General features: G+C 42.3%; 20 protein-coding genes and 2 pseudogenes. 14 read left to right on the top strand and 8 right to left on the bottom strand.

Annotated features, from left to right (window positions below; all coding sequences use genetic code 11):
- Positions 1-101: 101 nt before the first annotated feature.
- Entirely contained in the window at positions 102-1,517 is a 1,416-nt protein-coding gene (locus L976_RS18865; protein ID WP_047539286.1) for a DEAD/DEAH box helicase, read from the bottom strand.
- A gap of 4 nt (positions 1,518-1,521) precedes the next feature.
- Positions 1,522-2,061 carry a hypothetical protein gene (locus tag L976_RS18860; protein WP_037425907.1) on the bottom strand — a complete coding sequence of 180 codons (540 nt, stop codon included), beginning with the start codon at positions 2,059-2,061 and terminating at the stop codon, positions 1,522-1,524.
- Positions 2,062-2,193: 132 nt separating this feature from the next.
- Here L976_RS18860 and L976_RS18855 point away from each other — a divergent pair, with 132 nt between their 5' ends.
- Entirely contained in the window at positions 2,194-2,400 is a 207-nt protein-coding gene (locus tag L976_RS18855; protein ID WP_037425910.1) for a helix-turn-helix domain-containing protein, read from the top strand.
- Between the two features lie 873 nt (positions 2,401-3,273).
- Here the strand turns inward: L976_RS18855 and L976_RS18850 are convergent.
- Positions 3,274-5,775: a S8 family peptidase gene (locus L976_RS18850; RefSeq protein WP_047539282.1), complete on the bottom strand. Its 2,502-nt coding sequence runs from the start codon at positions 5,773-5,775 to the stop codon at positions 3,274-3,276.
- Positions 5,776-5,796: 21 nt separating this feature from the next.
- Entirely contained in the window at positions 5,797-6,792 is a 996-nt protein-coding gene (locus tag L976_RS18845; RefSeq protein ID WP_037425915.1) for an AAA family ATPase, read from the bottom strand.
- A 447-nt stretch (positions 6,793-7,239) separates the two neighbouring features.
- On the opposite strand from L976_RS18845, the gene L976_RS18840 reads away from it, so the two are divergent.
- From L976_RS18840 to L976_RS18800, 6 genes are all read left to right on the top strand, one after another.
- The gene (locus L976_RS18840) at positions 7,240-7,902 is read left to right on the top strand and encodes a Clp protease N-terminal domain-containing protein (RefSeq protein ID WP_047539279.1); all 663 of its coding nucleotides are present in this window, start codon (positions 7,240-7,242) and stop codon (positions 7,900-7,902) included.
- 44 nt (positions 7,903-7,946) lie between these two features.
- A protein-coding gene (locus tag L976_RS18830; RefSeq protein ID WP_156143208.1) for an IS3-like element ISSba5 family transposase occupies positions 7,947-9,124 on the top strand; the annotation gives its coding sequence in 2 pieces (ribosomal slippage) (positions 7,947-8,205 and positions 8,205-9,124; 1,179 coding nt in all).
- 161 nt (positions 9,125-9,285) lie between these two features.
- The gene (locus tag L976_RS18825; RefSeq protein WP_047539273.1) at positions 9,286-9,582 is read left to right on the top strand and encodes a hypothetical protein; all 297 of its coding nucleotides are present in this window, start codon (positions 9,286-9,288) and stop codon (positions 9,580-9,582) included.
- Between the two features lie 383 nt (positions 9,583-9,965).
- Positions 9,966-11,125 (top strand): IS3 family transposase gene (locus L976_RS18810; RefSeq protein ID WP_156143155.1). Its coding sequence is split into 2 segments (ribosomal slippage): positions 9,966-10,215 and positions 10,215-11,125, totalling 1,161 coding nucleotides; the frame shifts between segments, so codons are not numbered across the junction.
- Between the two features lie 28 nt (positions 11,126-11,153).
- Positions 11,154-12,032 (top strand): UvrD-helicase domain-containing protein, encoded by an 879-nt coding sequence (locus L976_RS18805; RefSeq protein ID WP_197062288.1) that lies wholly within the window; start codon positions 11,154-11,156, stop codon positions 12,030-12,032.
- 83 nt (positions 12,033-12,115) lie between these two features.
- Positions 12,116-12,580 (top strand): hypothetical protein, encoded by a 465-nt coding sequence (locus L976_RS18800; protein WP_052184032.1) that lies wholly within the window; start codon positions 12,116-12,118, stop codon positions 12,578-12,580.
- A gap of 494 nt (positions 12,581-13,074) precedes the next feature.
- Here L976_RS18800 and L976_RS18795 read toward each other — a convergent pair whose 3' ends face one another.
- Entirely contained in the window at positions 13,075-13,956 is an 882-nt protein-coding gene (locus L976_RS18795) for an SDR family oxidoreductase (RefSeq protein WP_047539267.1), read from the bottom strand.
- A 168-nt stretch (positions 13,957-14,124) separates the two neighbouring features.
- Between L976_RS18795 and L976_RS18790 the strand changes: the two genes are divergently transcribed.
- Together L976_RS18790 and L976_RS22480 are read left to right on the top strand one after the other, a co-directional pair.
- Positions 14,125-14,658, top strand: coding sequence for a TetR/AcrR family transcriptional regulator (locus tag L976_RS18790; RefSeq protein ID WP_047539264.1), 534 nt, complete (start codon positions 14,125-14,127; stop codon positions 14,656-14,658).
- 232 nt (positions 14,659-14,890) lie between these two features.
- Positions 14,891-16,402, top strand: a complete 1,512-nt coding sequence (locus L976_RS22480; RefSeq protein WP_052184031.1) for an EAL domain-containing protein — start codon at positions 14,891-14,893, stop codon at positions 16,400-16,402.
- 12 nt (positions 16,403-16,414) lie between these two features.
- Here L976_RS22480 and L976_RS23690 read toward each other — a convergent pair.
- Positions 16,415-16,603: pseudogene (locus L976_RS23690) on the bottom strand (DDE-type integrase/transposase/recombinase); the annotation flags it as partial.
- A 576-nt stretch (positions 16,604-17,179) separates the two neighbouring features.
- Complete coding sequence (locus L976_RS18780; RefSeq protein WP_047539261.1) at positions 17,180-17,494, bottom strand: helix-turn-helix domain-containing protein; 315 nt, start codon at positions 17,492-17,494, stop codon at positions 17,180-17,182.
- 96 nt (positions 17,495-17,590) lie between these two features.
- On the opposite strand from L976_RS18780, the gene L976_RS22475 reads away from it, so the two are divergent.
- The 4 genes and pseudogenes from L976_RS22475 to L976_RS18760 all read left to right on the top strand — a co-directional run bounded on the left by L976_RS22475 (position 17,591) and on the right by L976_RS18760 (position 21,858).
- On the top strand, positions 17,591-18,124 hold the full coding sequence (locus tag L976_RS22475) for a hypothetical protein (RefSeq protein WP_052184030.1): 534 nt from the start codon (positions 17,591-17,593) through the stop codon (positions 18,122-18,124).
- Positions 18,125-18,166: 42 nt separating this feature from the next.
- Positions 18,167-18,460 (top strand): helix-turn-helix domain-containing protein, encoded by a 294-nt coding sequence (locus tag L976_RS18770; RefSeq protein ID WP_047539258.1) that lies wholly within the window; start codon positions 18,167-18,169, stop codon positions 18,458-18,460.
- A 164-nt stretch (positions 18,461-18,624) separates the two neighbouring features.
- Positions 18,625-20,439, top strand: a pseudogene (locus tag L976_RS18765) (DNA topoisomerase III); the annotation flags it as partial.
- A gap of 249 nt (positions 20,440-20,688) precedes the next feature.
- Positions 20,689-21,858, top strand: coding sequence for a porin (locus L976_RS18760; protein ID WP_047539256.1), 1,170 nt, complete (start codon positions 20,689-20,691; stop codon positions 21,856-21,858).
- A gap of 90 nt (positions 21,859-21,948) precedes the next feature.
- Here L976_RS18760 and L976_RS18755 read toward each other — a convergent pair whose 3' ends face one another.
- Positions 21,949-23,475 (bottom strand): sigma-54 interaction domain-containing protein, encoded by a 1,527-nt coding sequence (locus L976_RS18755; RefSeq protein WP_047539254.1) that lies wholly within the window; start codon positions 23,473-23,475, stop codon positions 21,949-21,951.
- Between the two features lie 165 nt (positions 23,476-23,640).
- Here L976_RS18755 and L976_RS18750 point away from each other — a divergent pair, with 165 nt between their 5' ends.
- Positions 23,641-25,194 (top strand): flavocytochrome c, encoded by a 1,554-nt coding sequence (locus L976_RS18750; RefSeq protein ID WP_047539251.1) that lies wholly within the window; start codon positions 23,641-23,643, stop codon positions 25,192-25,194.
- The last annotated feature ends 15 nt before the right edge of the window (positions 25,195-25,209 follow it).

Genomic DNA, 25,209 nt, shown 5'->3' with positions numbered 1-25,209 from the left:
ATTGAGCCCAAATGAATCAGAGCGAAGATTTTGGGAAGATTCTAAAGCTGTGGCCAAATTTAGTTGACCACTACACTGTCACCATACTTTGTTGTGAGGGCTTAAAACGGAGAGTTAAAAGTTGAGACAACTTTTTCTCTAAAGCCACCTAAGAGTTCGAATGATAATGATGTTGGTGTACCTAAAAACTCCCTCGATGAAAGCTCTACAGAATATGATTTTGTCTGTTTATCGAGGTATTGTCTGCCAATATTGAAAATATTGCTGTTAGTCGGTGGCAGCGTTTTCACTGCCATATCATGGAACTCCGGTAACTCTTGCTTGAGCTTTATCTCAATTGGCTCGCTAAATATCACTGGAATATCAGGTATTTCTTCTGCTATTCGACTGGCAAATTCTACAAGTTTTGGTTCAGCAAAGGTGTATAGCCAAGCTTGCTGATTAAGCGAATCATTAGTGCGTAAAATACGACCTAAAACCTGTCTAAAGTAAAGCTCAGTTTTTACTCGACTAAGGTGGCAACAAACCTGCAGGCGAGGGATATCAGTTCCCTCACTTATCATGCCTACACTCACGATCCAGTTAGTTGTGCTGTTTCTGAATTTATTTATCTTGGCAGATGGATCATCCTCTTTATAGGTAACTATCTGAGCTGTCTCATTAAACTCTTTTGTGAGTGTGTTAAAGATATCTGCTGCGTGTGATACAGATGATGCGACAATAAGTCCGGCTGCATTAGGGTTGGACTGTTTTATGGCTCTTAATTTGTTTGTTGCTAACGCTAAGATATAATGAATCGCCTCATGATTCTCGATGATCGACTGATATAAGATTGATGAACGTTTCAATAACTCATCCAAAGAGCCATAAGTCTTTGTTTCGTTTTCTTCGTCTGTAACTGAAATTTTGTCGTTATCGATTAGTACAATGTGAGGGCTACGGCATACACCATCGGCAACGGCTTCCTTAAGGCCATACACATAGTCACATTGAATTTGGTTATCTGGATCTGTGTATCGAGATAAAGCAATCGGTGCTTGGTCAGAGCGCCAAGGCGTGCCCGTTAACGCTAGAGTGTACTGCGCTTGGGCCTGTATGTTGAGTAGGATTTCTTCCCCCCATGCGTTTGCATCTTCAAGAGAGCTCCCAGCACAATGATGGATCTCATCAAAGACAACAAGAACCCTATTCCTTCTCAGTAATTGCCAGAAATCCTCTTTAAAGGCCAACATCCCCTGATAAGTATAAGAGCAACCGACTGAACCTATCACGCCATCAAATCGGCACTCCAAACGATTGGAAAATGTCTGTTTCAACCCTTGAGAGATATTTACTGATGGAGAGAAGCACAACACAAAATCGATTAGACCATCCTCAAATAGTTTCGCAGCAACTTCGGCGGCCATAATTGATTTGCCTGCACCAGGTGTTGCTAAGCAAAGGAAATGTTTGTGAGCACCATGAAAGTGCCTTAGAGCGCGTTTGACGCACTCAGATTGCCATTGTCTAAGTTGCATTGAGTTACTTTTGTTGATGGGTAATAGCTGATTTAATCGCTTTGATTTGACCTAGCAGTTTTGAGCTAGTTTCACGAGCCAACAAATACTGTGATTCGAGATGAGCTTTCATTTCAGGAAAGGATTGGTATAAGCGCATATACTCTTCCGACTCACCTATGCTCGTAAGTAAATCGATTTCTGACTGCTTGAGCCGCTCTTCTAATTGTTTAATAGTATTATGCTTTTCTCTATTTGTAGGTGTTACCTCTACGGCTTCGGATTTTTTTGCGCTTTGCAGGATGAAATTCGCTTGGAAAAAATTCGTTGTCTTTTGATAAGTCGTTTCGTTCGATTGTGGGTCCACATTTTTATCTAAGAGCCCCTTTTTCACGAGTCTGTGGACCTGTTGATAAATGAAATTGTAAGTTTTACTGACAGTTATACAGCTAGTCGAAGCTGCAAGATAAGCGTCGCGTAAACTTTTAATTTGAAAATTGTTGAAGCTCTCGTCTTGGAGAATGGTATGCAAAGTCGGGCATATTTTGATTGAGGCTTTAGACATGACGTTCTCGCAAGAGGTTGTTTAGTGCTCTAACTAGGCATTATAAGAGCATTGTTTGCACAAATGCGGATTATAATCCGTGGCATTATAAGCCGCAACTTTGGATAGTCTTTCTCTTTAACGAGATGAAAAATGAAAGACTTAGCAATCCAATTTGGGGCTAAATTACGAGAAGAGCGTAAACGGCGAGGCATTTCCCAAGAAAAAATTGCGCTACTAACAGAGATAGACCGCAGTTATATGGGGCGAATAGAGCGTGGAGAGGTAAACATCACGCTCGAAAAGGCATATCAACTGGCAGAAGCCTTAGGCTGCGACATAAGGACACTCTTGCCATAGGCGCATCTTAATTACATTGCCAAGTGAGATTTGCTGCTTCAGTTCTGGTTCTGCCTGCACTCCGGTATACTTATAGCGGATCTCAATATGATTTAGTTTAAAAATCAAGTTTGTTACGACATTTTCTCCTAGCTAAATTTTGCTCAATATCATTACACTGTGATTCATTGACATATGTGGCGTATATAAATTAGGGAAAATGGTTTATGAATCGAAATAGGTTTAATGCATTTGGGGCCCATGCGTTACCGTGTTTAATTATCTCATGTAGTATGCTGGGTTTTGCTTGGCTTGCGATTCAGGAGTCAGATGTAACCCTATCGATAAACTATCTCGTGGCCGCCTCCGTTTCGTTTACTTTTACGATGATAGGTTATTGGGGGTATTGTAAGTATTACGCCTCAAAAAAACCGCATAGTGCATTATATGCTGTTGTTTATACATTTTTATTTCCATTTTTTTATCTGCCAAGTGCAATTTCTAAAAGACGCTTATGATTTTGTAACTAAATCAAGGCTTAGTTAGGTCAATCGAGGTAAAGAGCCATTTTGGAGGTCTAGTATGAGTATTAAAATACTGGCAGTTCTTGTCATGTTGTTTACCCTTGGGCTTATTGTGGCATCCGGTGTTGTTTTGTACAGAGGATTTAAAGAGCGATAGACCTGTGGGAGAGTAATAATGAATCATACTAAAAGGTAGCGATCTCATCGATACGCTGCCTTTTCTAAAAAATTTTATGCCTCAAAACGAGTTAGCAGTGTGACTCTCGACTAACCTTTACTCTCCATGATTGACCAAATTTGAGTATGTTACAAGGTGACTAGGGGAGCGGTGGCGAATCACTTATACGGTTATGCCACCAACTTTTTTAGATTATTCGATAACGACTGGGACACCAATCATGTTCGCAATTGGCGTGTATAAATCCACATCTACTTCGGGCGCATGAATAGAAATAATCAGAGAGTACCTTACCCGCTGACCGTATCTTTCAAGTGCAGGCCTTGTTTTCCACCAACCAAGTGAAGGATAAACAGCTAAAACGCCCCGACTCGCCAACTCTGCCGCGCTGCCCACCCAAATATCTGAATGCAATGAGCCTTTATGTCTGTTTTTCTTTCCTATTAACCAGTTAGCGTCTGTATCGTTACTAACAATTCGCTCTTCATCATCTCTGGCTGCTGCATTTATCCGGAAGCGAAATGCGTCCTCGCTTTCGGTCGGCCGCTTCACATCGAAACGAAGGCCGTGTGATTCATACCTGTATCGAGAGGTAACACCTCTGGCGGACGGGTTAGGCTCAATAAAATAAGACAGTGTCACCCTCATCTCGACATGCGTTTCTCCAAGAGCCTCTAATTCGGCTAATGGCCATGGCAAACGATGCAAATTCATATCGCGCAGCTTGGGCTCTTCTCCCTTTTCCCGCTTAAATGGCTGCAAAAATTCCTGACAAATTATCGTCAACGAGCTATCAGCACTCCACATGGCTCTGTCGATGCTAGGCTCTCCAAACCCACAATGCCTTACTAATTGCGTTGTTTGTGCTTTGGTAGGCTCACCCCGAGCTGGAAGAAACATACGTTTCATCGCGTCGGTCCAATTAGCAGAATGCACAATCAAACCCCGAATACTCTCAGGCCATAGATCTGGGTACCGAGCCATTAATTGTGCGGCCATCCGAGCGCAAAGAGCAGAAGCCGCGCTTGTGGCGTTGCTCGTTGTAAACAGGCGCTCTGTTGGGCTTGCATGGGTCGTCAGCAGACTTAAGCTGCTCATCCAAGATGCACTTAAAGTATCTTTTGCAGCGTTACCACCTTCGAACACAACATCAGGCTTTAACGGCCAATGAGGTTCCCATGTCTGGGAAGTCGTGCTGAAAGGACTTAAACCACCTATTTCTGCAATAGGGGAATAATGCTGCGCATCTGCTTCCGTGATTCTTGCGAGGTTGGTCATTGCACCGACAGTTAATGCATTCCAAGCTTGTGCAGGGTCATGAATACCGTCAGTTGTATTACTATCAGGATATGTCATCCATGCATTTGGGTCTCTGATATTGCCTGCCGACACAACAAACAGTTTCGGAGTCTCACCTTGTGCATCTGCATCATAAGCAAGTCGGTCAATAGTTGCAGACCAGGCTGAAGGGCGCCCACGATCGCGGTTATCTCTGGCTGTAATCGCCATGCTGAAAACACGGTTACGATCCGGAGCTGTAATGGTAGGGCGTGCGACCGCTTCGGAAGTAAGACAACCATGAAGCTGAGCATCTCCACCGTTGGCACCGTCTTCATGCAGTAGCTTAACGGATTCCAACCGGTGTGAGATCCTAATAGGCCCTGGAGCTGAAAGCACATCCGTCAGATTTCCGAATAGGGCAAGTCCAGCCATTTCGGTGCCATGCCCTTCAGAATCATCAACACCCCAAGCCGGATCAACTGTGTGCTTATCGCCGTTGGATAAAGCATGTTGTAGTAGTGGGTGTCCATTGTTAATGCCGGTATCAAACAAACAGATATATGGAGCATCGGCGCCATCAGCAGGAAGTGTTAGACGTCTATTTAATTCATCCGCCCATTCGGGTTGCTCTTGCGGAGTCAATGCATCAAAGAATTCTGCGGTTTCCTTAGCACGACGTAACTCAGCAATGCTGTTTAAAGTCATCATTGAGCGTTTCATTTGCTCGACAGAACCATATGTCAGCAATATGGAGCGCTCTGGAAAGTGAAGCACTCCAGGCGCATTGCGAAAACCTAGTCCAGCCGCCATGCCTTTAAATTGATCTACAACCCCTTGCCTGTCACCTCTGGTTGGCAACCAAACTTCCCACCATAAATGCTCATCATCTCTCGTCGGCATAGAATCTGGAGTATCAGTCCATAGGGCCTGTAATGTCGCTGCACGAATTTCAGAAATAGCATTCAGTAATTTGCTATGGGCAGGACCGCTCTTTTTATCGTTATTTTCGTCCAAATAATCGGTGATAAGTTTCTCGAAAAACTCCAGCTTTCCATCTGGAACAAACACTGTAGCGAAAGTTTTATTGTGCTCTTGTCTGACATTCCGTAGCTCTATGCCAGAGCGCTCTCTGGCTAGAGATTCAAAGGCCAACTCAACATCAGGGAAGCTTTCAAACTCAATTTGCAGACCGATGCCTTCTCCAACACCTGCCTCTCGCTGTAGATCTGCCGCTTCGGCCAGTACAGGAGTTAGCTGATGGAGCTTTTCAAGCAGGCCTCCACCGTGAGCATTTCTGTCTTTGGCGGGAATCTGCGAACTACCTACAACTATAGGTGGTGATTTAAAAGGTTCTGCTTGAGCACTATTTTGGAAGATGAAATGCGGGTGGTTGTTCTGTTCCCTTTCCGCCATGGAATGTCCTTTTCGTTTTTATTAATTGATTTTATTTAGTCGATTGGATAGTTTCCTGCGCTCTTCAATAGCCTGAGCAACATCTTTTTCTGAAATTGTATCGGCCCGTTCAATCAGAGCAGTTTTGAGCACTTCATCCGCAGCACGAGTCAACTCTGCATAGCTCAAACCTAAAGCCTTGTCTGCCAGACGTTTCCAAGAAGTATTTTTGATTGCCATGCGGCATAACCTAGATTTCAGTACGCTGGCAATACGAGCTTCATCAGGCAGTTCGTAATGCAACAAATCATCGAAACGACGGAACAGCGCATTATCCAAAATGTCCGGATGGTTGGTGGCACCGATGATCAGACTGTGTGAATCATCTTGCTCTATCATTTGCAGAAAGCTGTTGAGTATACGCCGGACTTCACCAACGTCATTTGCCAAACCACGTTGAGAACCAATGGCATCAAATTCATCGAAAAAGTAAACACCACGGGCATGATGAGTGGATTCAAAAATCTGCCGCAACTTAGCAGCTGTCTCGCCCATAAATTTGGTGATTAACCCATCCAAACGAACCTGAAACAAAGGTAAACCAAGCTCACCAGCAAGCACAGATGCAGTCATAGTCTTGCCGGTGCCTGGGGGGCCAACTAACAATAGTTTACGTCTCGGGGACAAACCATGCGATAAGATTTCCGCAGCATGACGCTGCTCACGAATAATCCGTTCCAACTGTTGGGTCAGTTCGCCGTTCAGTACCATATCGCCCAACCGTGACTTGGGATAACTCACAGATAGCAGATTGGCCAGCTCGCCTTTTGGCCTACTGATAGGTACGGCTTTATTATCCGAGGATACAGTTCGGCGGGATTTTGCCTGATCAACTAACAAACGTAACTCTTCGGCAAGCTTACCGTGGCCGCGTTTTGCTTCATGAGCCGCCACTTGCATGGCAACGGAATAAAAACGATTTTCGTCGCCCTCCAAATGTGACTGGAGTAGCGCTTTTAATTGGTCAGCACTTGCCATAATTCAATTCCCCTGCCTGTGAGGTCATTGTATCTTGTTGGTTCGAAGATAACGATAAAAATATTGTGGCTAATCTAGAGTTGATGCCTTTTCCAAAGTCCGTTTTTTTATTATTTTAGTATCGAACGCTACTATTAGAGCATGAATACCTACAATTGAACTACTTGCAGGCTGCTCATCGTGCTTAAACGCTTCACTTTGCGTAATGTCCGCTTTCAGTGAAAAGCAATATTAAATGCGTATGCCGGCATTTGGTAGCGGTCCTTCGGCCCTTAATCGTTTTTGCCCCATTAAGAGTCAGCATCATAAATTTAGGCTAGGTGTGATACACACTGATTGACCAAGTTTTAGTAATACTACAGAGTGTCTATAGAGAACAGGCCGTACCATCTAGGAATCGGCGTCAATTCAGCGCATAAAACATCTACTTAATGAATAAAGAGTAATATGGATATTATTTCACCTATAATTGAATCACTGAAATCACAAGGTGTTAATTTATCAGATAAAAGTAAACAGGCTCTATCTGTTGCAGGCTACGACGCGAAAGATAGACGCTATAGGTATTTATATGATGACAATATATTAAGTGGACTAATAAAAACAAATACAATCTGTACAGGCTTATTTGAGTCTTTCAATTTGGAACCATCTGATATTCTAAGAAATGTTTATCGACCTCTACCAAAACACATTGAATACCGCCAGCCTCATGGGAAAGTGAGTGAAGTCAGGCAAAAAAGATTGGATAAACAAGGATTAAGGCAAGGCTCAACAGATACTCGCCCTTATTCGTCACGAGAAGATCTCCTAGAGGGTTTAACTGGCCACATAACAACTACAGATCTATTGTTGCTCGCCTTATCTAAACCGGCCGCGTTCTCAGCAATCCAAAGTCAAGGTGTATCAATCAACAAGGTGAAACGCTACGTTAACTCATTGAATTTATTAGAACCTGATATTGAAACGCAAAAGATTGTATTAGGAATTAAAAATGAGAAAATAACTCTTGATCTCTTTGACTATTCTTCTGCTTTCAAACTTCCAACGCTCATATCTAATTCATCATCTGAATCATCATGTAGTGGCACACTAATTTTGGCCACCTAAATAGAGGTGATATTATTGCCTCGTAGATGACTTTAGGTGAATACATGAGAGCAACAACCAGAAAAACATTTAGTGCTGAATTCAAACTTGAAGCAGCCCAATTAGTCCTCGATAAAAACCATAGCATCATCGAAGCTGCAAAGGCGATGAACGTAGGTAAGTCCACTATGGATAAATGGGTGAGACAGTTAAAACTAGAACGCCAGGGTGGCACACCAAAAGCATCTCCGATTACCCCTGAACAAATTGAAATCCGTGAGCTGAAGAAGCAAATAGCTCGTCTTGAGGAGCACAATCTTATCCTAAAAAAGGCTACCGCTCTCTTGATGTCAGACTCGATGAACAATTTACGCTAATCAGCGCACTCAAGCAGAGCCACTCTATTCTCACAATTTGTAATGCATTCAAAGTGCATCGAAGTAGCTATAAGTATTGGCTAAAAAGAAAAGAACATATTGATGCAGACTTTACTATTTTATGCAGTGAAGTGAAGGCTGCACATCGTATTAGTCATGGCTCTGCCGGTGCGCGAACGATAGCGCAATTAGTGACTAACAAAGGGATTGGTCTCAGTCGTTATCGAGCCCGTAATCTAATGAAAAAGCTTGGGTTATTAAGCTGCCAGCAGCCTAAGCATTCTTATAGAAAAGCGACACAAGAGCATGTTGCAATCCCCAATACGCTTAATCGACAGTTTGCAGTAACTCAACCAGATCAAGTGTGGTGTGGCGACGTGACGTATGTTTGGGTCGGTAATCGTTGGGCCTATCTAGCTGTTGTTTTAGACTTATTTTCCCGCAAACCTGTTGGATGGGCTTTGTCATTATCACCAGATAGTGAGCTGACCTGTAAAGCTTTGAAAATGGCATTTGAGTTAAGGGGTAAGCCTGAGAATGTGATATATCACAGCGATCAAGGTTCACATTACACGAGCTTGAAATTCAGACAATTAATATGGCGTCTTCAGATTGAGCAAAGTATGAGTCGTCGCGGGAATTGTTGGGATAACGCACCAATGGAGCGTTTCTTTAGAAGTTTGAAATCTGAGTGGATACCCGCAAGTGGTTATGGGAATTTTACAGAAGCAGATAAAGAGATCACAAATTACATCACTGGATATTACAGTGAGACCAGACCCCATCAATATAATGGTGGGTTAACGCCAAATGAGTCAGAACGTTTATATTGGAATGACTCTAAAACCGTGGCAAATTTTACTTGACCACTACAAGCCCACTTATGTCCCAAAACATAGAGAGTACATAAGGGTGGATGACAAAGTGTTTTCAAGTTGGGTAAACCATAGTAATAGATAAAGCGATAATTTACTTTGATAAATTGGTGTTACACTCATAAGAAATCGATTAGTTGAGGTATTGATATATGAGTACCAAAGAGTGGGTCTATCAAGATAATGAGCTTTTTGGACTTTATCAGGAAATCACCTTCGACAAGGATAATGACAATCCTGCCGTTATTGAGATAACCAATCCTATTGATTTCAAAATAATTTATGAGTCGAATGCCGAAGGTAAATTTTTCGGAAAGCTAGACGCTGAAATTCCTGCTGATGTGTTTGATAAAATTGCGATTGCATGGTGCAAAAAGAGAAAGTTGCAAGGTGCGTTAGGTGCCCCAGTTGGTCCGGAGCTTGGGAGTCCTGAATGTGATTGGGATTAGGCCTGATTTATACATTATATAAGTGAGAGTGAATCTATGAACTATTTTGAAGAGGACCCCTTCTAGGTAACGTAAACCTGGAGGGTGTATGAAAAAGCTAAAATCACATTACATACAGACTATTAATGAGGAACAGTCAAAATATTTATGGTGGCGATATCCCACTATTCGTAGCGGTTTCCATAAATATTTTAGTACTAAACAAGAAAAAAGTTTTTACTTCATGCATTTGATTGAATGCAAGGGGTATCCAGTTAAACTTCGTGCTGCTCGTGGGAAACTGCTAGCAGATTCTTGGGATGATTACCCTTCACATTGTTCTGGTCTAATCCCATCGGACACTTAATTTTGAGACAGTATGGTCAATAAATTAAGAGGTCTATATGAGTCTGAAGAAATCACATAAGAGTTATCCGCAAGCATTTAAAGATGAAGCTGTCTTGATGGTGCTAGAACAAGGTTATAGCGTTGCCGATGCGGCAAAGTCTCTTGGAGTTAGCACGAGCCTGCTTTACAACTGGAAGGAAAAACACGAAGCCCTGAAACAAGGTGTTACCTTAGAAGAGTCTGAGCGTGATGAATTAAAGCGATTACGTAAAGAAAACAAAGAATTACGAATGGAGAAAGAAATTCTAAAAAAGGCCAGTGCCTTCTTTGCGAAAGAAATGAAGTAAAATTTCGTTTCATCAAACGGCAATCCAACCTGTTTCCTGTAGCACTGTTATGTCGAGTAATGAGTGTAAGTAAATCAGGCTATTACGATTGGCATAAACGCCCTGCAAACGTGATAAGCCTTGAAACACTGAAGCTTTATCGCCTTGTTCGACAGCTATTTAAGCAAAGTAGAGGCAGCTTAGGGAATCGTGAAATGGTGAAAAAATTGCGCAAGGAAGGCTACCAGGTTGGTCGCTATCTCGTTCGTAAAATTATGCACCGCCTTCGACTCAAAGCAACCCAGCGACGTGCTTACAAGGTGACTACGCAGCGGAAACACTCAGATGCAGTGGCAGATAACCTGTTAAACATGAACTTTAATCCAGTATCGGCTAATCAGGTCTGGGCGGGTGACGTGACCTATTTAAAGACGGGTGAAGGCTGGATGTATTTGGCTGTGGTGATGGATTTATATTCACGCCGGATTGTGGGATGGCACATAGACAAACGCATGACTACGGATTTGATATCTAAGGCATTAATAAAAGCCTACAACCTGCGCCAACCGGCTAGAGGGTTGGTATTTCACAGTGACCGAGGCTCGCAATATACCAGTAAGCAATTCGGTAGGCTGCTATCGAGCTATGGTATCCGAGCCAGCATGGGTGATGTGGGGGCGTGTTGGGATAATGCCGTTGTTGAGCGATTCTTTGGCAGCTTAAAACACGATTGGATTTTTAAAGTTAATCAACCAACAAGGGAGTTTATGAAGCAAGATGTGACTGCTTACATAAAATATTACAACTTGGAGCGGCTGCATTCTGCTAATGACGATCTGTCACCTGTAGAGTTTGAGAATTCTCAAGTAAAAGTGTCCAGTTTGGGTTGACCAGTACATAAAACCCTATCAGGGATGTTTGTTTGACTATGACATAAAGGGCATGCTTCTTTGCAACAGTAAATCTGGTGTAAAACCCTATAAAATCAAGGGTAAACCCATCTACTGGGGGGAGAAAGATTTTAGGCAGCACTATTTCAGTTCTGATTTTAAGCTTTACTCCGATAAAATGGCCAAACTCTCGCTTCGATGTGATGAGAAGTCAGGTGGAAAAGTCATCGCTCGACTGGCATCGTGCTTTAATGAAATTTATGTGGATGAGGTTCAGGACCTCGCCGGTTACGATCTTGAAATTCTTCAAACACTATTCAGGTCCCCCATTAAAATTACGCTAGTTGGCGATCCGCGTCAGGCCACCTACAGTACTGTAAATACCGAGAAAAATGCGAAGTATAAAAAAGCTGCCATTGTAAATTTCTTTGATGACAAGGCGGTTGGGGTTACAGTTGATGATAAAATGCTGAATGAGAACTTTCGGTGCTTTCATGAAATCAATGATTTTGCGAATAAGCTTTATCCAGCATTTGCCTCTTCAACTTCTAATGTTCGTGAAATATCAGGTCACGATGGGGTTTTCCTGCTGCCTGAAAAATTAGTAAGTAACTACTTAGAAAAGTATAACCCAGTGCAGTTGCGCTGGGATAAAAGGCGTACAGTCGATGAACGTTATCCTGTCTTTACCTTTGGTACATCTAAAGGCCTAACATTTGAACGTGTGGTCATCTTTCCTACTGAACCGATGTTAAAATGGTTTCAGGATAATAATGCAGCACTCTCCAATGATTCGCGAGCAAAGTTGTATGTTGCCCTGACTAGACCTGTTAAAAGTATTGCGATTGTCTTTAATGGTGACGCATCTTTTAACTCTAATGGGATTAAAATTTACACGTTAGGTTAGTGTTGATTGAGGGAGTTGATATAGCGATTCACTTAATGCGGCGTTAACTATCTTAAGTTTCTACTATCTAAAGGAGTATTAAGATGGATTTTAATAGTTACATAACTCCAATAGCAGGGCTTGTGGGAGTTATGGTTAGTATTGTTACATTTCTTGTTACCTTTCAAAAGTTGAAAGACATCAAAGGTGAAAGAGCTAAGGAATTGCATAGCCGATATGCTGCGATTAAAGTACTTGCAAGTGACATAGATGCTAACTATCCAGAAATATTAATATTGTTAAGTGGGCTAACTCGAGCTGAATTAACGCCTAACGAGGTTAAGTGGTTTATTAATGAGCCTGGGGCTTTTTTGAAACTCGAACTATATGGAAAGATCTGTGGTAGATATTGTGAAATCAACTTGGAGAAAGGAGAGTTTTCTTTAACCTCACGAGTATCGACATTTAAGAAACAAGCAATTGAGAAACTCAAGATTGTGGCTGTTGGTTTAGGTCTACTGGCGTTTTTATCAGTTATATGGGGACTAATTATTGTGGGAGAGGAATAAAGTCTCATACTGAGTAATAAAGATTCATACTGAGTATTAAAGTATCATACTATAATGGTAGCGCTCACATAGGTACGCTGCCATTTCTAAATCCCTTATGCCCCAAAGCTTGCCACGGCTCGAAGGCTAGCTCTTTCTTAGTCTGATAGTTTGAGATACATAAAGTAATGAATATCCAAAAGGATGATCTGACCATTAAGGATTTCAAAAATCGTTACAGTGAATAAAACTTTACTGCTCTGGTTCATGCACAAAATACTGCCATTTTGCGATGGCTTCGGGCTAACGCGTTATTTTCCTAAAGTTCGCAAGAGTTGACACGCTCAGCTATTATTAAAACCTTCACTACGTTGCTCATTTTGTGCATCTGAGAGTTGTATTGATCTTTCGCGATTAGGTCTTTGCTCCTTAAAGGATCTAATGAATTACTGGATTCCTTCTAGAATAATTTGATGGAAACAGGGACAAAAATAGCTTGCCCCTTATAATAATGATTACACGTCAGTGCCGCCTAGAACCTTATCTAGTTGCATTTCTGTCAAAACTCGGTCTTGGATAGGTTGTTTAGCAGCGTTAATTTTATCAACACCCCAAACTAAACCGACTGTAGTGCGTGTTGGGCGTTTGCCTTTAGGCATGTCTGCTAGCGTTAAATAAGCATCTACGACCATTTGTGGATTAGGGGCTTGATCGCTCTGCATAAATTTACCGAATTCCTCAAACATAGCGGTGGGAATATTTGCCAATTCGCCGTAGCTGTCTAGTATGTCTGTGCGTGTAGGTTGCTGTCCTGCGGCACTTAGACCTGTAGGGAATGGGCCTGGTTGTACTATGGCGATATCAATGCCGAATGGTGCCACTTCGTAACGTAAACCTTGGAGGTAGCCTTCTAAAGCGTGTTTGGTTGCGGCGTAGGTGGAGAAATATGGTGCTGAAATTTGTCCAACCATGGATGAGGTGTTGATTATCAGGCCTGACTTTGCTTTACGCATTGCAGGTAAAACGGCTTGAATAGTACGCATAGCACCATAGTAGTTGGTTTCCATCTGCTCGCGAGCTTGGGCAATACTAAATGCTTCTGTAATCCCAAGGTACATTACGCCAGCATTGTTTAGCAAAATATCAATTTTCCCCGCTTTATCTAACACGCTTGCAATAGCGGTTTTCACAGATTCATCGTTGGTAACATCCATATCAACAACATGGATTAAATCACTATATGCCTCCAACGCTGCTTTAACAACAACGTTCTTGCCTTCTGGGCCACGCATTGTAGCAAACACTTGGTAGCCTTTATCTGCAAAATCTTTTACTGATTTTTGGCCAAATCCACTGCTACTTCCAGTGATAACTATGCTTTTTCTTGTATCGCTCATTTTTCATTCCTAATCAATTTGCCAATTAAATACCAGCTGGTATAATAAGCAATGAAGAATAGTCTGTCAAATTAAAATACCGGGTGGTATAAAATTAACTCAAGTCCAAATAAGCCCTCAAGGGGGCGGCCAAAGACCCTAGACCGTGATCACGTTTTGGACGTGGCAATGAATTCTTATTGGGAAGAGGACATTGCCAATGTATCCCTAAATGAAATCTGCAGGAGATGTGAAATATCGAAGCCGGGCCTTTATAGAGAATTTTTAAATGAAGATGGCTTGATGAAAGCTGTTATTCTTAGGTATCAGAAACAGGTTCTAAATCCAGTACTGCAGATGTTAAATACGGAAATGCCGTTTCGAGAGACACTTGATCGCCTCGTGTCATTTGCTGTTTCATTTAATGATCGCCAAGAAGCTCCAAAGGGATGCCTTTTGATAAAAATGCGTGAAGCGCGAATGCATTTGGGTGACGCAACACGAGCACAAATTGATTTTGTTCAGGAACAAGCATTAGCCGCTTACAAGAAATGGGTGGAGCGTTCAAAGGCTAAAGGCGAGTTTTCTGTAGGCATGTCATCAGAGTTTGCCGCCACCTATATCGATGCGCAGCTAAGTAATGCTTCGTCACAGCTGGCTCGTGGTGTGGCCCCTGAAACGGTGAAGAAGATACTATTAGTCGCTTTTTCTATGCTTGAATGACTATTCCAGCCTGGGTTGCTCCTGTGCTCTATTATTTGAAACAGAAAGTTATATTGTAAGGGGAGAATCATTGTTTTCTTTTTGATTCACAAGGATTTGCCATCGATATTAGCTTTGCTAAAGTGCCTCATAATTTTGTTGAGTGATGTCACATTAAATGAACTTGATGTTAACAAGTTGCGCGAAACTGCTATAATCATGTACATCATTGGCATCTATTAGCATAACCATAATGAAAGTATCCTCTTTTATTGGTTTACGGTTTTTCACATTCTTGAACATTATTATTGGGGTTGCTTTTATCTCTATAATTGCTTCAATTGATTTCAAACACCAACATCAGAATAGAGTTATAACAATAATAAATGAATTAAATTATCTTTCATCTATAATTAATGATGAGATGTTCCCATCATTAAAAGAGATTATTGAGCATAAAAGTTGTAAGGCATTTATTTCTGCATCAAATAAATTAACCTATAGTTATTTGTTTTTGAGAAGTGTAAATATAGTTTCGAACATGGAAATACAATGTAGCACTCTATCGGGTGATAATATCATTAAGTTAAACGATTCAGAATCTTCATCATCTTACGATAATGAATTTTATCTGCCGAAATCTCCATTTTCCAATCTTAAAATTCAAGATGATGACGGTGTTTTTATTGTAAGTAAGGCGTTAAATAATGCTAAAAGCATTTACTTTGCAATGCACCCTGAGTTTATAAGAAAACTTGTCGATACATCAACAGAGGTTTACAAGCTAGATATAGCTGTGGGTAATTATCTTGTTAATGATAAAAAAACTCAAACAAGTAAAATTTCATTCGAAAGTAAAGATACATCATTTGATAATGTAAAAGTTCTGTCCAAGTTAGATTTTAACATGTATTCAAGCGGTTTGATAAGTGAATATGGTTTATACATATTGTTGTGGATTTTATTTTCACTGACGATTTCTAAAAGCATATACAATTCATTATCATCATTTGACACAATGATTTTTAACATTAGAAATGGCATTAAAAACAGGGAGTTTGAGCCTTATCTGCAGCCAGTATTTAATGCTGAAAAAAAATTAATAGGCGTTGAAGTTCTTGTGAGGTGGGTAAGGAAATCGGGTGAGATTGTATATCCAGATAAGTTTATTGAAGTTGCAGAAAGAAGTGGTCAAATACAAGGTATAACAACAATTCTTTTTGAAAAAGTTATAGATGAACTTTTTCATTTTAATGATAAGAGTGGTTTATCTTTACATGTTGCATTTAATATCTGTCCAGTTCAGTTGGCTGATGTAATTTTATATGACAATTGCATCAACTTTTTCGACCGTCTTAATAATAAAAATTTTTTTCTTATCTTAGAGGTTACAGAAAGAGAGGCTTTCCCCAATGGTGAGATCATTAACAGTATTGTTTCAGAGTTAAAGCCTAGAGGCTTGAAATTGGCTATAGACGATTTTGGAACAGGTCATTGCTCACTGAAGTACATTCATCAAATGGATGTTGATTTTATTAAAATAGATAAAAGTTATATTGATTGCATCAATACTGGCAACAAGATTGAAATTTTAGAAAATATTATTGATCTAGCTAAGAGATTACACGTTCCTATGGTTGCTGAAGGCGTCGAAAATAAAGTGCAATATGAATATTTAATCTCAAAGGGAGTTGATAACTTTCAAGGTTATCTATTCGAAAGACCCTTGCCATTGCATGATTTTATTGGCAAGTACCTTAATTGAACGCAACTGGAGGTCTGTTTTTCTTGTTAACTCGGACACCTTAGCCAAGGCTTTACATATCAGTTCGCTATCAAGCGATAATGACAATGCCCAATTTATGTATTTGTAGGAAAATAAGTCCAGAACAACGGCTAGATATGCCCAAGTAATACAGATTCAAATATACATCTCATCGCCTCACCAGACTTGATCAGGCTGTGTTGCACGTATTGGAGGATCACTACATGCTATCGTGTAGGTAGTTTGTATCCTTGGAGTGACTTGTTTACCCCTTATGCTTGGTGATTGTATTTCAACATAAGTATGACTTAGCATGCTGCAATGGCAGTGATTACATCGGCACGCTGTTATTTCTAAAACAAAAATGTCTCAAAAGTGAGTTACAACCAGTATGATACTTTAATACTCGGTTGTGGTTTGATTTTGACTTGGTACTAGCAATTAGTATGAATCTATATTTCTGATCACGTTTAATCTAAAACGGTACGAACAGGGTTATTTGACTGTTTAGTATGAAACTTTATTCCTCTCCTACAATTATTTATTATGTAAACACTGCTTCGGTAGTCTATACAGCACTAGGTGCATGGTTTATATATTTCTTACTTATCCTTTGGGGAATAAATCTTTTGTGGGGTACTATCAACAAGGCTCAAAAGCTTCAAGGAAAGCCTATATAATTGGAATGAAATGTAAACTCTCAACGTTCGAAACTCTGAGTGAATCGTTTAGTGTCGAGTGGAGATAATACAACACATATGGTCAAAACGATCAGCTCTAGTCTGAACTAATACATTTTAACTGTTCAATCAATTTTCTTTTATCCTCTTTAGATAAACGGCTAATCAAACAAGCAAGCTCTGCGGATTCAGCGCTATCGCAAAAGAAGTAATTCAAAGGCACACCCAGTTCATCAGCCATGCGTTGAAGAGTTTGAACATCTGGAGTGTGCCTCTCTTTCTCGTAGTGATTCATCCTACTGCTAGCAGAGCTTGGATCCATACCAATACGAATACCCAATTCTTTTTGTGTCATATTAGCCCGCTTTCGAGCTTCTTTGAGCCTGTCTGGGATTGGATTCGGTTTAGCCACTTAGTTTTCATCAGGACACCTTGAATAACTTAGATTGTCTAAGTTTTACTGATATTAGTATACTTAGCAATCCTAAGTTTTGTTTGGTGGCGCTTCATGTCTCAAACCATTAAACTCAATGAGCATATTTACTATCTTCTCATTGAAAAGAACCTAAACCATTTTACAGTGACTTCATTGCGTGATGAGCTGCTAGCTTGCAACAATATATTCTGGGACCCTTTCGAGGCTAGGGTGCTCGTTTACAAGCAGATTTGCGGTTTAGTTAAGAAGAATTTGTTAGTTAGAGATGCTAACCCAAGTCCTACGAAAGCTATTTACAGTAAATCACTGACTTTTAAATATACTCATTTTATAAAGAAAACTCGAGCCGTTCAGACGAATTCGATGGAGTCAAAATTCAACAAAATCAATAGGTATAATCAATTTAAGTTTGATATCCAAACTCTCCAAAATGAGTATGAAACTGAGTCAAGAGTGGTCGAGTCTGAACTTGAAGAATATCAGCGCTTAATGAAGCAATATCCTCAAATATCAAACTCTATTTTAGAATTTGTTAATGAAGGAAATATGCGTATGTTATTGTTAAAAGGTAAGTTAGCTGCATTAAAAAGAATACAAGAAATGTGATATGGATGACTTAGGAAATTTTCAAAATCAAATGGGGATTTTATGGCTAAGTTGAATGCTGTTAAAGGTAGGTCTTTCGCCGCTCTAAAAGCTGAAGCTTTTAAAAATGATGAAGTGTTAGGAACTTACTTAGCGGAACAACGCAAAGAGGAATTGTCAGCAGCAATCATTGGTATGAGGAGGCACGCAGGTTTAAGTAGTGTGCAGATTGCGGACAAAATGGGATTATCACTAAGTAGCGTATTAAAAATAGAGAAGTATCCAGAACGGGTAAGTTTTGAACGGTTAGACGCTTATGCTATTGTTTGTGGGTTTCGCTTGAAAATCTCGATTTGATGCTATTTATCATGTAAATAGTTCTTAGCTATAGGGCGCGAAAGCTCGTCACATTCAGTTTTCTTGTTTTAATTTTTTATGAAAATCTAAGAATGTGTGAAATGTTCAATAATTATATAAAAAACAATTGTTTAAATATTTTTTCAAATAAAGCTTGTAACATTGACCGCGAAGGGCAGTTATTGGTTGATGAAGTAATCGCCTATTTAGGCGTGACGGGTGATAAATTACAGCAAACGCAGCGACTCCTTATCAGCGACTTAAACCCACAGGCGGTGAAACGTGCCTTGTCGCAACTTCGTAGTAACCGTGAGTTTATTCCTTTATCTACTTCTGCACTTGCCCGGAGCCGTGCCGATTGGCTCTATGGCATGAATATGACACGGGCCTACACCATCCAAGGGAAAAAGGTCGGCTATCAGGGCGTGCTATCCGTCGGTCGAGTGCAAACCCCGCTCCTTGGGCTTATCGTGCGCCGCGATGAGGAAATCGCGCGATTTCAATCTAAACCCTTTTATGAAGTCTTAGCGCATTTAGTAACGGATAAACAACAATCTTTCACTGCGAAGTGGCAACCCAGTGAAGCCTGTTTACCTTATATGGACGAAGAAGGGCGAGTGCTTGCTAAGGGCTTAGCACAAAATGTGGTGCGTCGGATCACCGATAAACCCGCCAAAGTGACCCAGTTAAGCACTAAGGATAAACAGCAGAATCCGCCATTACCCTACAGCTTATCGGCACTGCAAATTGATGCAGCCAAGCGGTTTGGGATGAGCGCTAAGGACGTGCTCGATACCTGCCAGAGTTTATATGAGCGCCATAAGCTGATTACCTACCCGCGCTCTGACAGCCGCTATTTACCTACAGAGCAACATGGTCTAGCAAGCAGTGTATTAGCTGCCATTATGGGGGGGGCGCCCGAGTTAGTCGCACACGCTGAGGCGCCGAATCCTCGGCTTAAATCTAAGGCGTGGGATGATAAAAAAGTCGATGTCCACCACGCTATTATTCCAACGGAAAAACAGTCCAATTTAGGCAGTTTAAGCCAGCGGGAAAGGCAGCTTTATCTACATATTGCCCGCCAGTATTTGGCGCAGTTTTACCCCGCCTATTGCTACAGTGAAACTGCGGTCGAAGTGACCATTGAAGGTGGTCTCTTTAAAACGAAGGCTAGACAGGATAAATCCCTAGGTTGGAAACAACTGTTTGCACGGGAAGCTGATGAACATAAAGAGTCTACGGGGCGAGAATCGCTTCAAAATACTGATGATAAAAGTATCGATAAGGATGCAGAAGATGAGGTGTTTTGTGGCATTTTACCGCCTTTAGCCCTAGGACAAATCCTTCACTGCAACCAAGGTGAATTGGTCGAGAAGCAAACTCAGCCACCTAAAGCCTTTACCGATGCGACCTTGTTGAGCGCCATGACGGGGATTAATCGTTATGTGACTGACCCCGAGATCCGCAAAATTTTAAAGGAAACCGATGGCTTAGGGACGGAAGCCACTCGTGCAGGCATTATTGAGCTGTTGTTTAAACGGGGTTTTATTCAGCGTCAGGGCAAGTCAATTGTGGCAACAGAGGTGGGTAAAGGTTTAATCAATAGCTTACCCCTTAGTGCCACCACACCCGATATGACGGCGCTGTGGGAGGCAAGCCTAAATGGCATCTGCCATAAGGAAATCTCTTATCAAGGATTTATGCAGCCACTGCTGGGGACGCTAAATCACTTAATCGAAAATGCGGGCGCCCAATTACCCTCAGCCCTCAATGGCTTAAAAGGACAGGGTTTTAAGCGAGCAGCTAAAAAGTCCGGCTATCAAAAAGCTGGAAACAAAGGCGCTGCTGGCGGGAAAAAAGCCGGAACGGGCGCTAAAAAAGGAAATGCTAGAAATTCAGCCGCAGCATCTTCCACATCCACAACAGCTAAACCGACCGTCCCTAGACGGCGAACGAGCAAAGCGACCGCCCAAGCCTGATGACACAAATGTAATCAAACTGTCGCTAATGTTCGCGATTTGGTAACGATATTTAATTTATTCCGCGATATTTAATTACCGCCAATCACGTTATTTCGTGATTGGCCGATCCACTTCTAAAAAATACCTCGAAACTCAGCTTTTCTGCGCCGTGGCATGCTAACTGCTTTGCCTTGGCCGGAGAATATAATAAGCCAATCAAATCATAAGATTATTTATGATTTAGCGGAATGAATAGGTATAGATGATATGAAAAAGAAATTGCTTGCAGTGATGATCCCCGCGATGTTATTCACAGGTACAACTCATGCGGTCGAGCTGTATAACGATCAAACCAATAGCGTCAATATGATGGGGTGGTTAGGCTTTGCGGCGTTAAATGATGGTCATGAAACCTCAGTTATCGATAACTTTTCCCGGGTGGGATTTCGTTTTGACCGCCAAGAGAAAAACGGCTGGCGCTCCTTTGCCCATACTGAATGGGGTATTAATATGGTCACCAGCGACGATGGTCTAATTTATACCCAAGGCCAAGGTGGCGGCCAATTATCCGCTTCAAAAACCTCAGATTTCCTATTTAACCGCTTAGGTTATGTTGGCATGTCGCACGACAAATGGGGCACCCTCAGCTTTGGTAAGCAGTGGGGAGCTTACTACGATGTTGCCTATACCACGGATGTGCTCAATGCGTTTACTGGCTGGTCGGTCGGTGCTTATACCTTCGGTGATGGTGGGTTAACGGGGGCTGGACGTGCCGATGCGGCGCTGCAATACCGTAATACTTTTGGCAATCTACATATCGCGGTGCAATACGCTTCTAAGCAAAATAGCGATGTAGCAATTTATGACAACCAGGGTCACGCCTTAAACGATGGTTCTGAGCTGAGCTTCGACCCAAGCTATGGTGCGAGTGCGACTTACTATTTCACTGATAAATTTAAGGTGTTAGCAGGTTTTAACCGTGGCGACTTCACTGGCAATCTTGCGGGTAAAGACGTGGATAACACCAACCAAATCATCGGTATCGGCGCACAATACGGCAGTTTCTATCAATATGCACCGGGTTGTGATGCTAAGGGATTGTATGTTGGTTTTAACGCCCATAAGAGTGAGCAAAACGAGTTATTGGGGGGCGAACTGTACGACTCAACTGGTGCTGAATTTATCGTCGCCTACCACTATGACAACGGATTCGTACCTAGCCTATTGCTGACTTACCAAGATTTGGATACCGATGAAAACACGGCAATTCAAGGTAAATGGACCCGTCAGTTTGCTGTGCTTGGTCTGCATTATCGCTATAGCCGCGACACTATCATGTATGCCGAAGCCAAAATCGATTTCAGCGATATGGACGATAAAGCCTACGAAGACCTACAAGATAACAACTACGCCGTTGGTATTCGTTATTTCTTCTAAGTTCAATGACTTGAGCGACTAATTCGGCAGCATAAATCAAAGGCCACAGATTGTGGCCTTTATTATAACTATCCATTTCTACTCAAAGAGTTAAACAATCCCTAACTTCTTCATTTTACTGCGCAGGGTATTGGCATTAATATCAAGCAATTCAGCGGCACCGCCCGGGCCATAGAGTTTACCCCCCGTGATCCTTAAGGCATGGTTGATGTATTTTTTGGTCATCACATCCAGCGGTACCAACTTATCGCTAGCATGGCTTGGATCGATAATCACGGTTTGATTTGATGGGGTTTTCACTTCTTCACAGTGTTGTGGAACCAGAAAACGAAAGTCAAGCGGACCTGCAGGATGCTGGATCATGGCGCGCTCAAGCACATTGATAAGTTCTCGCACATTGCCGGGCCAGCCATATTGATTGAGGATATTCAACTGTTCTGGTGCAATCCTTGGTAACTGCGGCAAATTAAACTTGGCACTGAGCTGCTCGACAAAATGTTGCACTAACAGAGGAATATCTGTGCGTCTTTGTTTGAGTGACGGGATCTCGATGGGGAAAATCGCCAGTCGATACCAGAGATCTTCACGGAACACTTCTCTGTGCACCATAGCTTGAAGGTTTCTGTGGGTCGCCGCGATAATACGAATATCAAGTTGCACTGCATCGTGGCCGCCAACACGGGTGATACAACTATTTTGTAGAACCCTGAGTAGTCTAACTTGGGCTGAAAGCGGTAGCTCGCCAATCTCATCCAAGAAAATTGTGCCGCCGTTGGCTTGTTCGAAGTAACCAATTTTGCGCGAATCGGCGCCTGTAAATGCGCCTTTTTCATAACCAAAAAGCTCGGAGTCAATCAAGGTATCAGGGATAGCGCCACAGTTAACCTTGATAAAAGGTTTACCCGAACGTTCCGACAGCTCGTGAATGGCGTTGGCGATGACTTCCTTACCGCAGCCGGTTTCTCCCAGCATTAACACTGTGGTGTTGATTTTGGCGATGGATTGCACCTGCTGCATCACCTGTTTTAGGCCCGAATTGGCACCAACCACGCCATTTTGAATATCTAAAGTGCGGCGCAGACTGACGTTTTGTTTTGAGAGCGCTTCATTTTCTTTGAGTAAGTTTCGATCCCTTAAATTTAGCGCCGTGATCAGCGCTAAGTTCTGCATATGCGGCGCAATTAAGTCGGCATGGCGTGGTCTAAATACCCCTGTCGTTTTGGCGTAAAAGCCAACAATTCCAAGATGAGTATTTTCTATCGACATTCGCAGGATAATCAGTGACCGAATATCTTTAATCACCTGAGGTGCGACTAATGCAGTAACAGGATCATGCTCAATATCATTAACAATTCTAACCCTTGGTCGCTCGGGATCTTCTAAGTATTGCGCCATTTTTTCAGGAATTTGGACACGCTTATCGAGCGTACAACATTGGGTGTCATCTACATGGGCAATAAACTGTATATCATTAAATTGTTTGCGGAAAATGTTCACAAATAGCCCATCAATGGGCAGTTCATCCCGAATAAACTCAAAGTAGCTCTGTAGGGATTTCTCCAGTTGCAGACTACTACAGAGCCTTAGGGTTGATTCGTAATAAAAGTGTTTTTCCATTGATATTTCAAGTTGATCACTAAGTATCGTGATTGTAGATCTTTATATTTCGTGATTTTGTGCCTGCAATCAAAATTCACCACTTAAATACCTCCTTTTAGGTGCTTGGCACAGCACCTGCACTTTCATGCTGACAAGTTCCAGTGATTATTGAAGGAAATCAGCATGAGTAAAACCCAAGATATTAATGCGGGGCGTCGCCAGTTACTAAAGGGAGGCATGGTCATGGCCGCAGGGCTGGGGGCAAGTATGGCGCTGCCTGCCACAGCAAGTTGTAATTCGGCCCCTGTCAGCTTTGATGAAATAGTGGATGTGCTGGTTGTTGGCAGCGGTTTTGCTGGTATGTCAGCAGCGCTGCAAGCCAGAGAGGCCGGTGTGAGCGTGATGATTATCGATAAAATGCCTGTCTTTGGTGGCAACTCGACCATCAACGGCGGTGCGATGGCGGTAGCAGGTTCTGTCCTACAGAAGCAGGCTGGGATTGAAGACTCAGTCGATGCCATGGTCGAAGACATGTTACGGGCAGGCCGCGGCATGAACGATGTTGAAATGCTTAAACTGGTGTGCAACGGCACAGCAGAATCTTGCCAATGGCTAATTGATTACGGTGTTCACTGGAAGCCCTTTGTACAACATTTTGGCGGTCACTCAGTACAACGGGTACTGCAAACCGTCGAAAGCTCAGGTGCAGGCATTATTCGTCCCTTGATCAAAGCTGCGCGTGACAAGGGCGTGGTCATGAAAAATCAGACCAAGCTCGAAGGCTTTGTAAAAGATGAGGCTGGACGGGTGATCGGTGTCGAAGTTCGTGAAGGTTTTTATTTTCCCAATGAGCGCACGGGTAAAATACGCCGTATCGGCGCGCGCCGCGGCGTGATTATGGCGACCGGTGGTTTTGGCCGTGATATCGAATACCGCATGATGCAATTACCTGAGTTAAATAGTGATTTAGATTCAACCAACCATGCAGGTGCCACCTCTGAGGCACTCAAGCAAATGATGCTGATTGGGGCCAATCCCATTCATTTAGACCAAATTCAACTCGGTCCCTGGGCATCTCCTGACGAGAAGGGGTTTGGCACGGCTTCACAATTCAACACTATTGCCACTTATCCCCACGGCATTGTTGTCGATGTACGCACCGGCGAGCGTTTCTTCAATGAATTAGCCGACCGTAAGGCGCGGGCCGACGCCATTATGACCAGACGAGATGAAAAGGGACAGCCTGTCTACCCCATTGGCTTTACTAATGCCGCCGGTGCCAGCAAGGCGCAAACCCTAGATTGGGGACTGAAATATAACGTCATCAGCAAAGCCGAGACCTTAGACGAACTGGCTGCTATTTACGGCATGCCTGCTAAGGCGTTAAAGGCGCAAGTCGAGCGCTGGAATGAGGCGGTTAAGACTGGTGTAGATAAAGAATTCGATCGACCAATGCAAGAGGCCATAGTGCTAGACAAAGGACCTTGGTATGCGGTGCGTATGTGGCCGAAGGTGCATTACTGCATGGGCGGCGTGAAGGTAAATACCCAATCCGAAGTGCTGCATTTGGTCAGCAATAAAGCCATCCCCGGATTATATGCCGCTGGCGAAGCTACCGGTGGTATCCACGGTGCAAGTCGATTAGGTGCCTGCGCCGTTGCTGAAGGGGTGGTGACGGGGCGTAACGCTGGCCGTAACTGCGCCGCAGCGAGTGCTGTGACACTTAAGCAAGCCTAGATTTTACTAAATATA

It is taken from the genome of Shewanella sp. ZOR0012, assembly GCF_000798835.1.
GTDB classification, from domain to species: Bacteria; Pseudomonadota; Gammaproteobacteria; order Enterobacterales; family Shewanellaceae; genus Shewanella; species Shewanella xiamenensis.
This window is presented reverse-complemented; position numbering and strand designations above follow the sequence as displayed.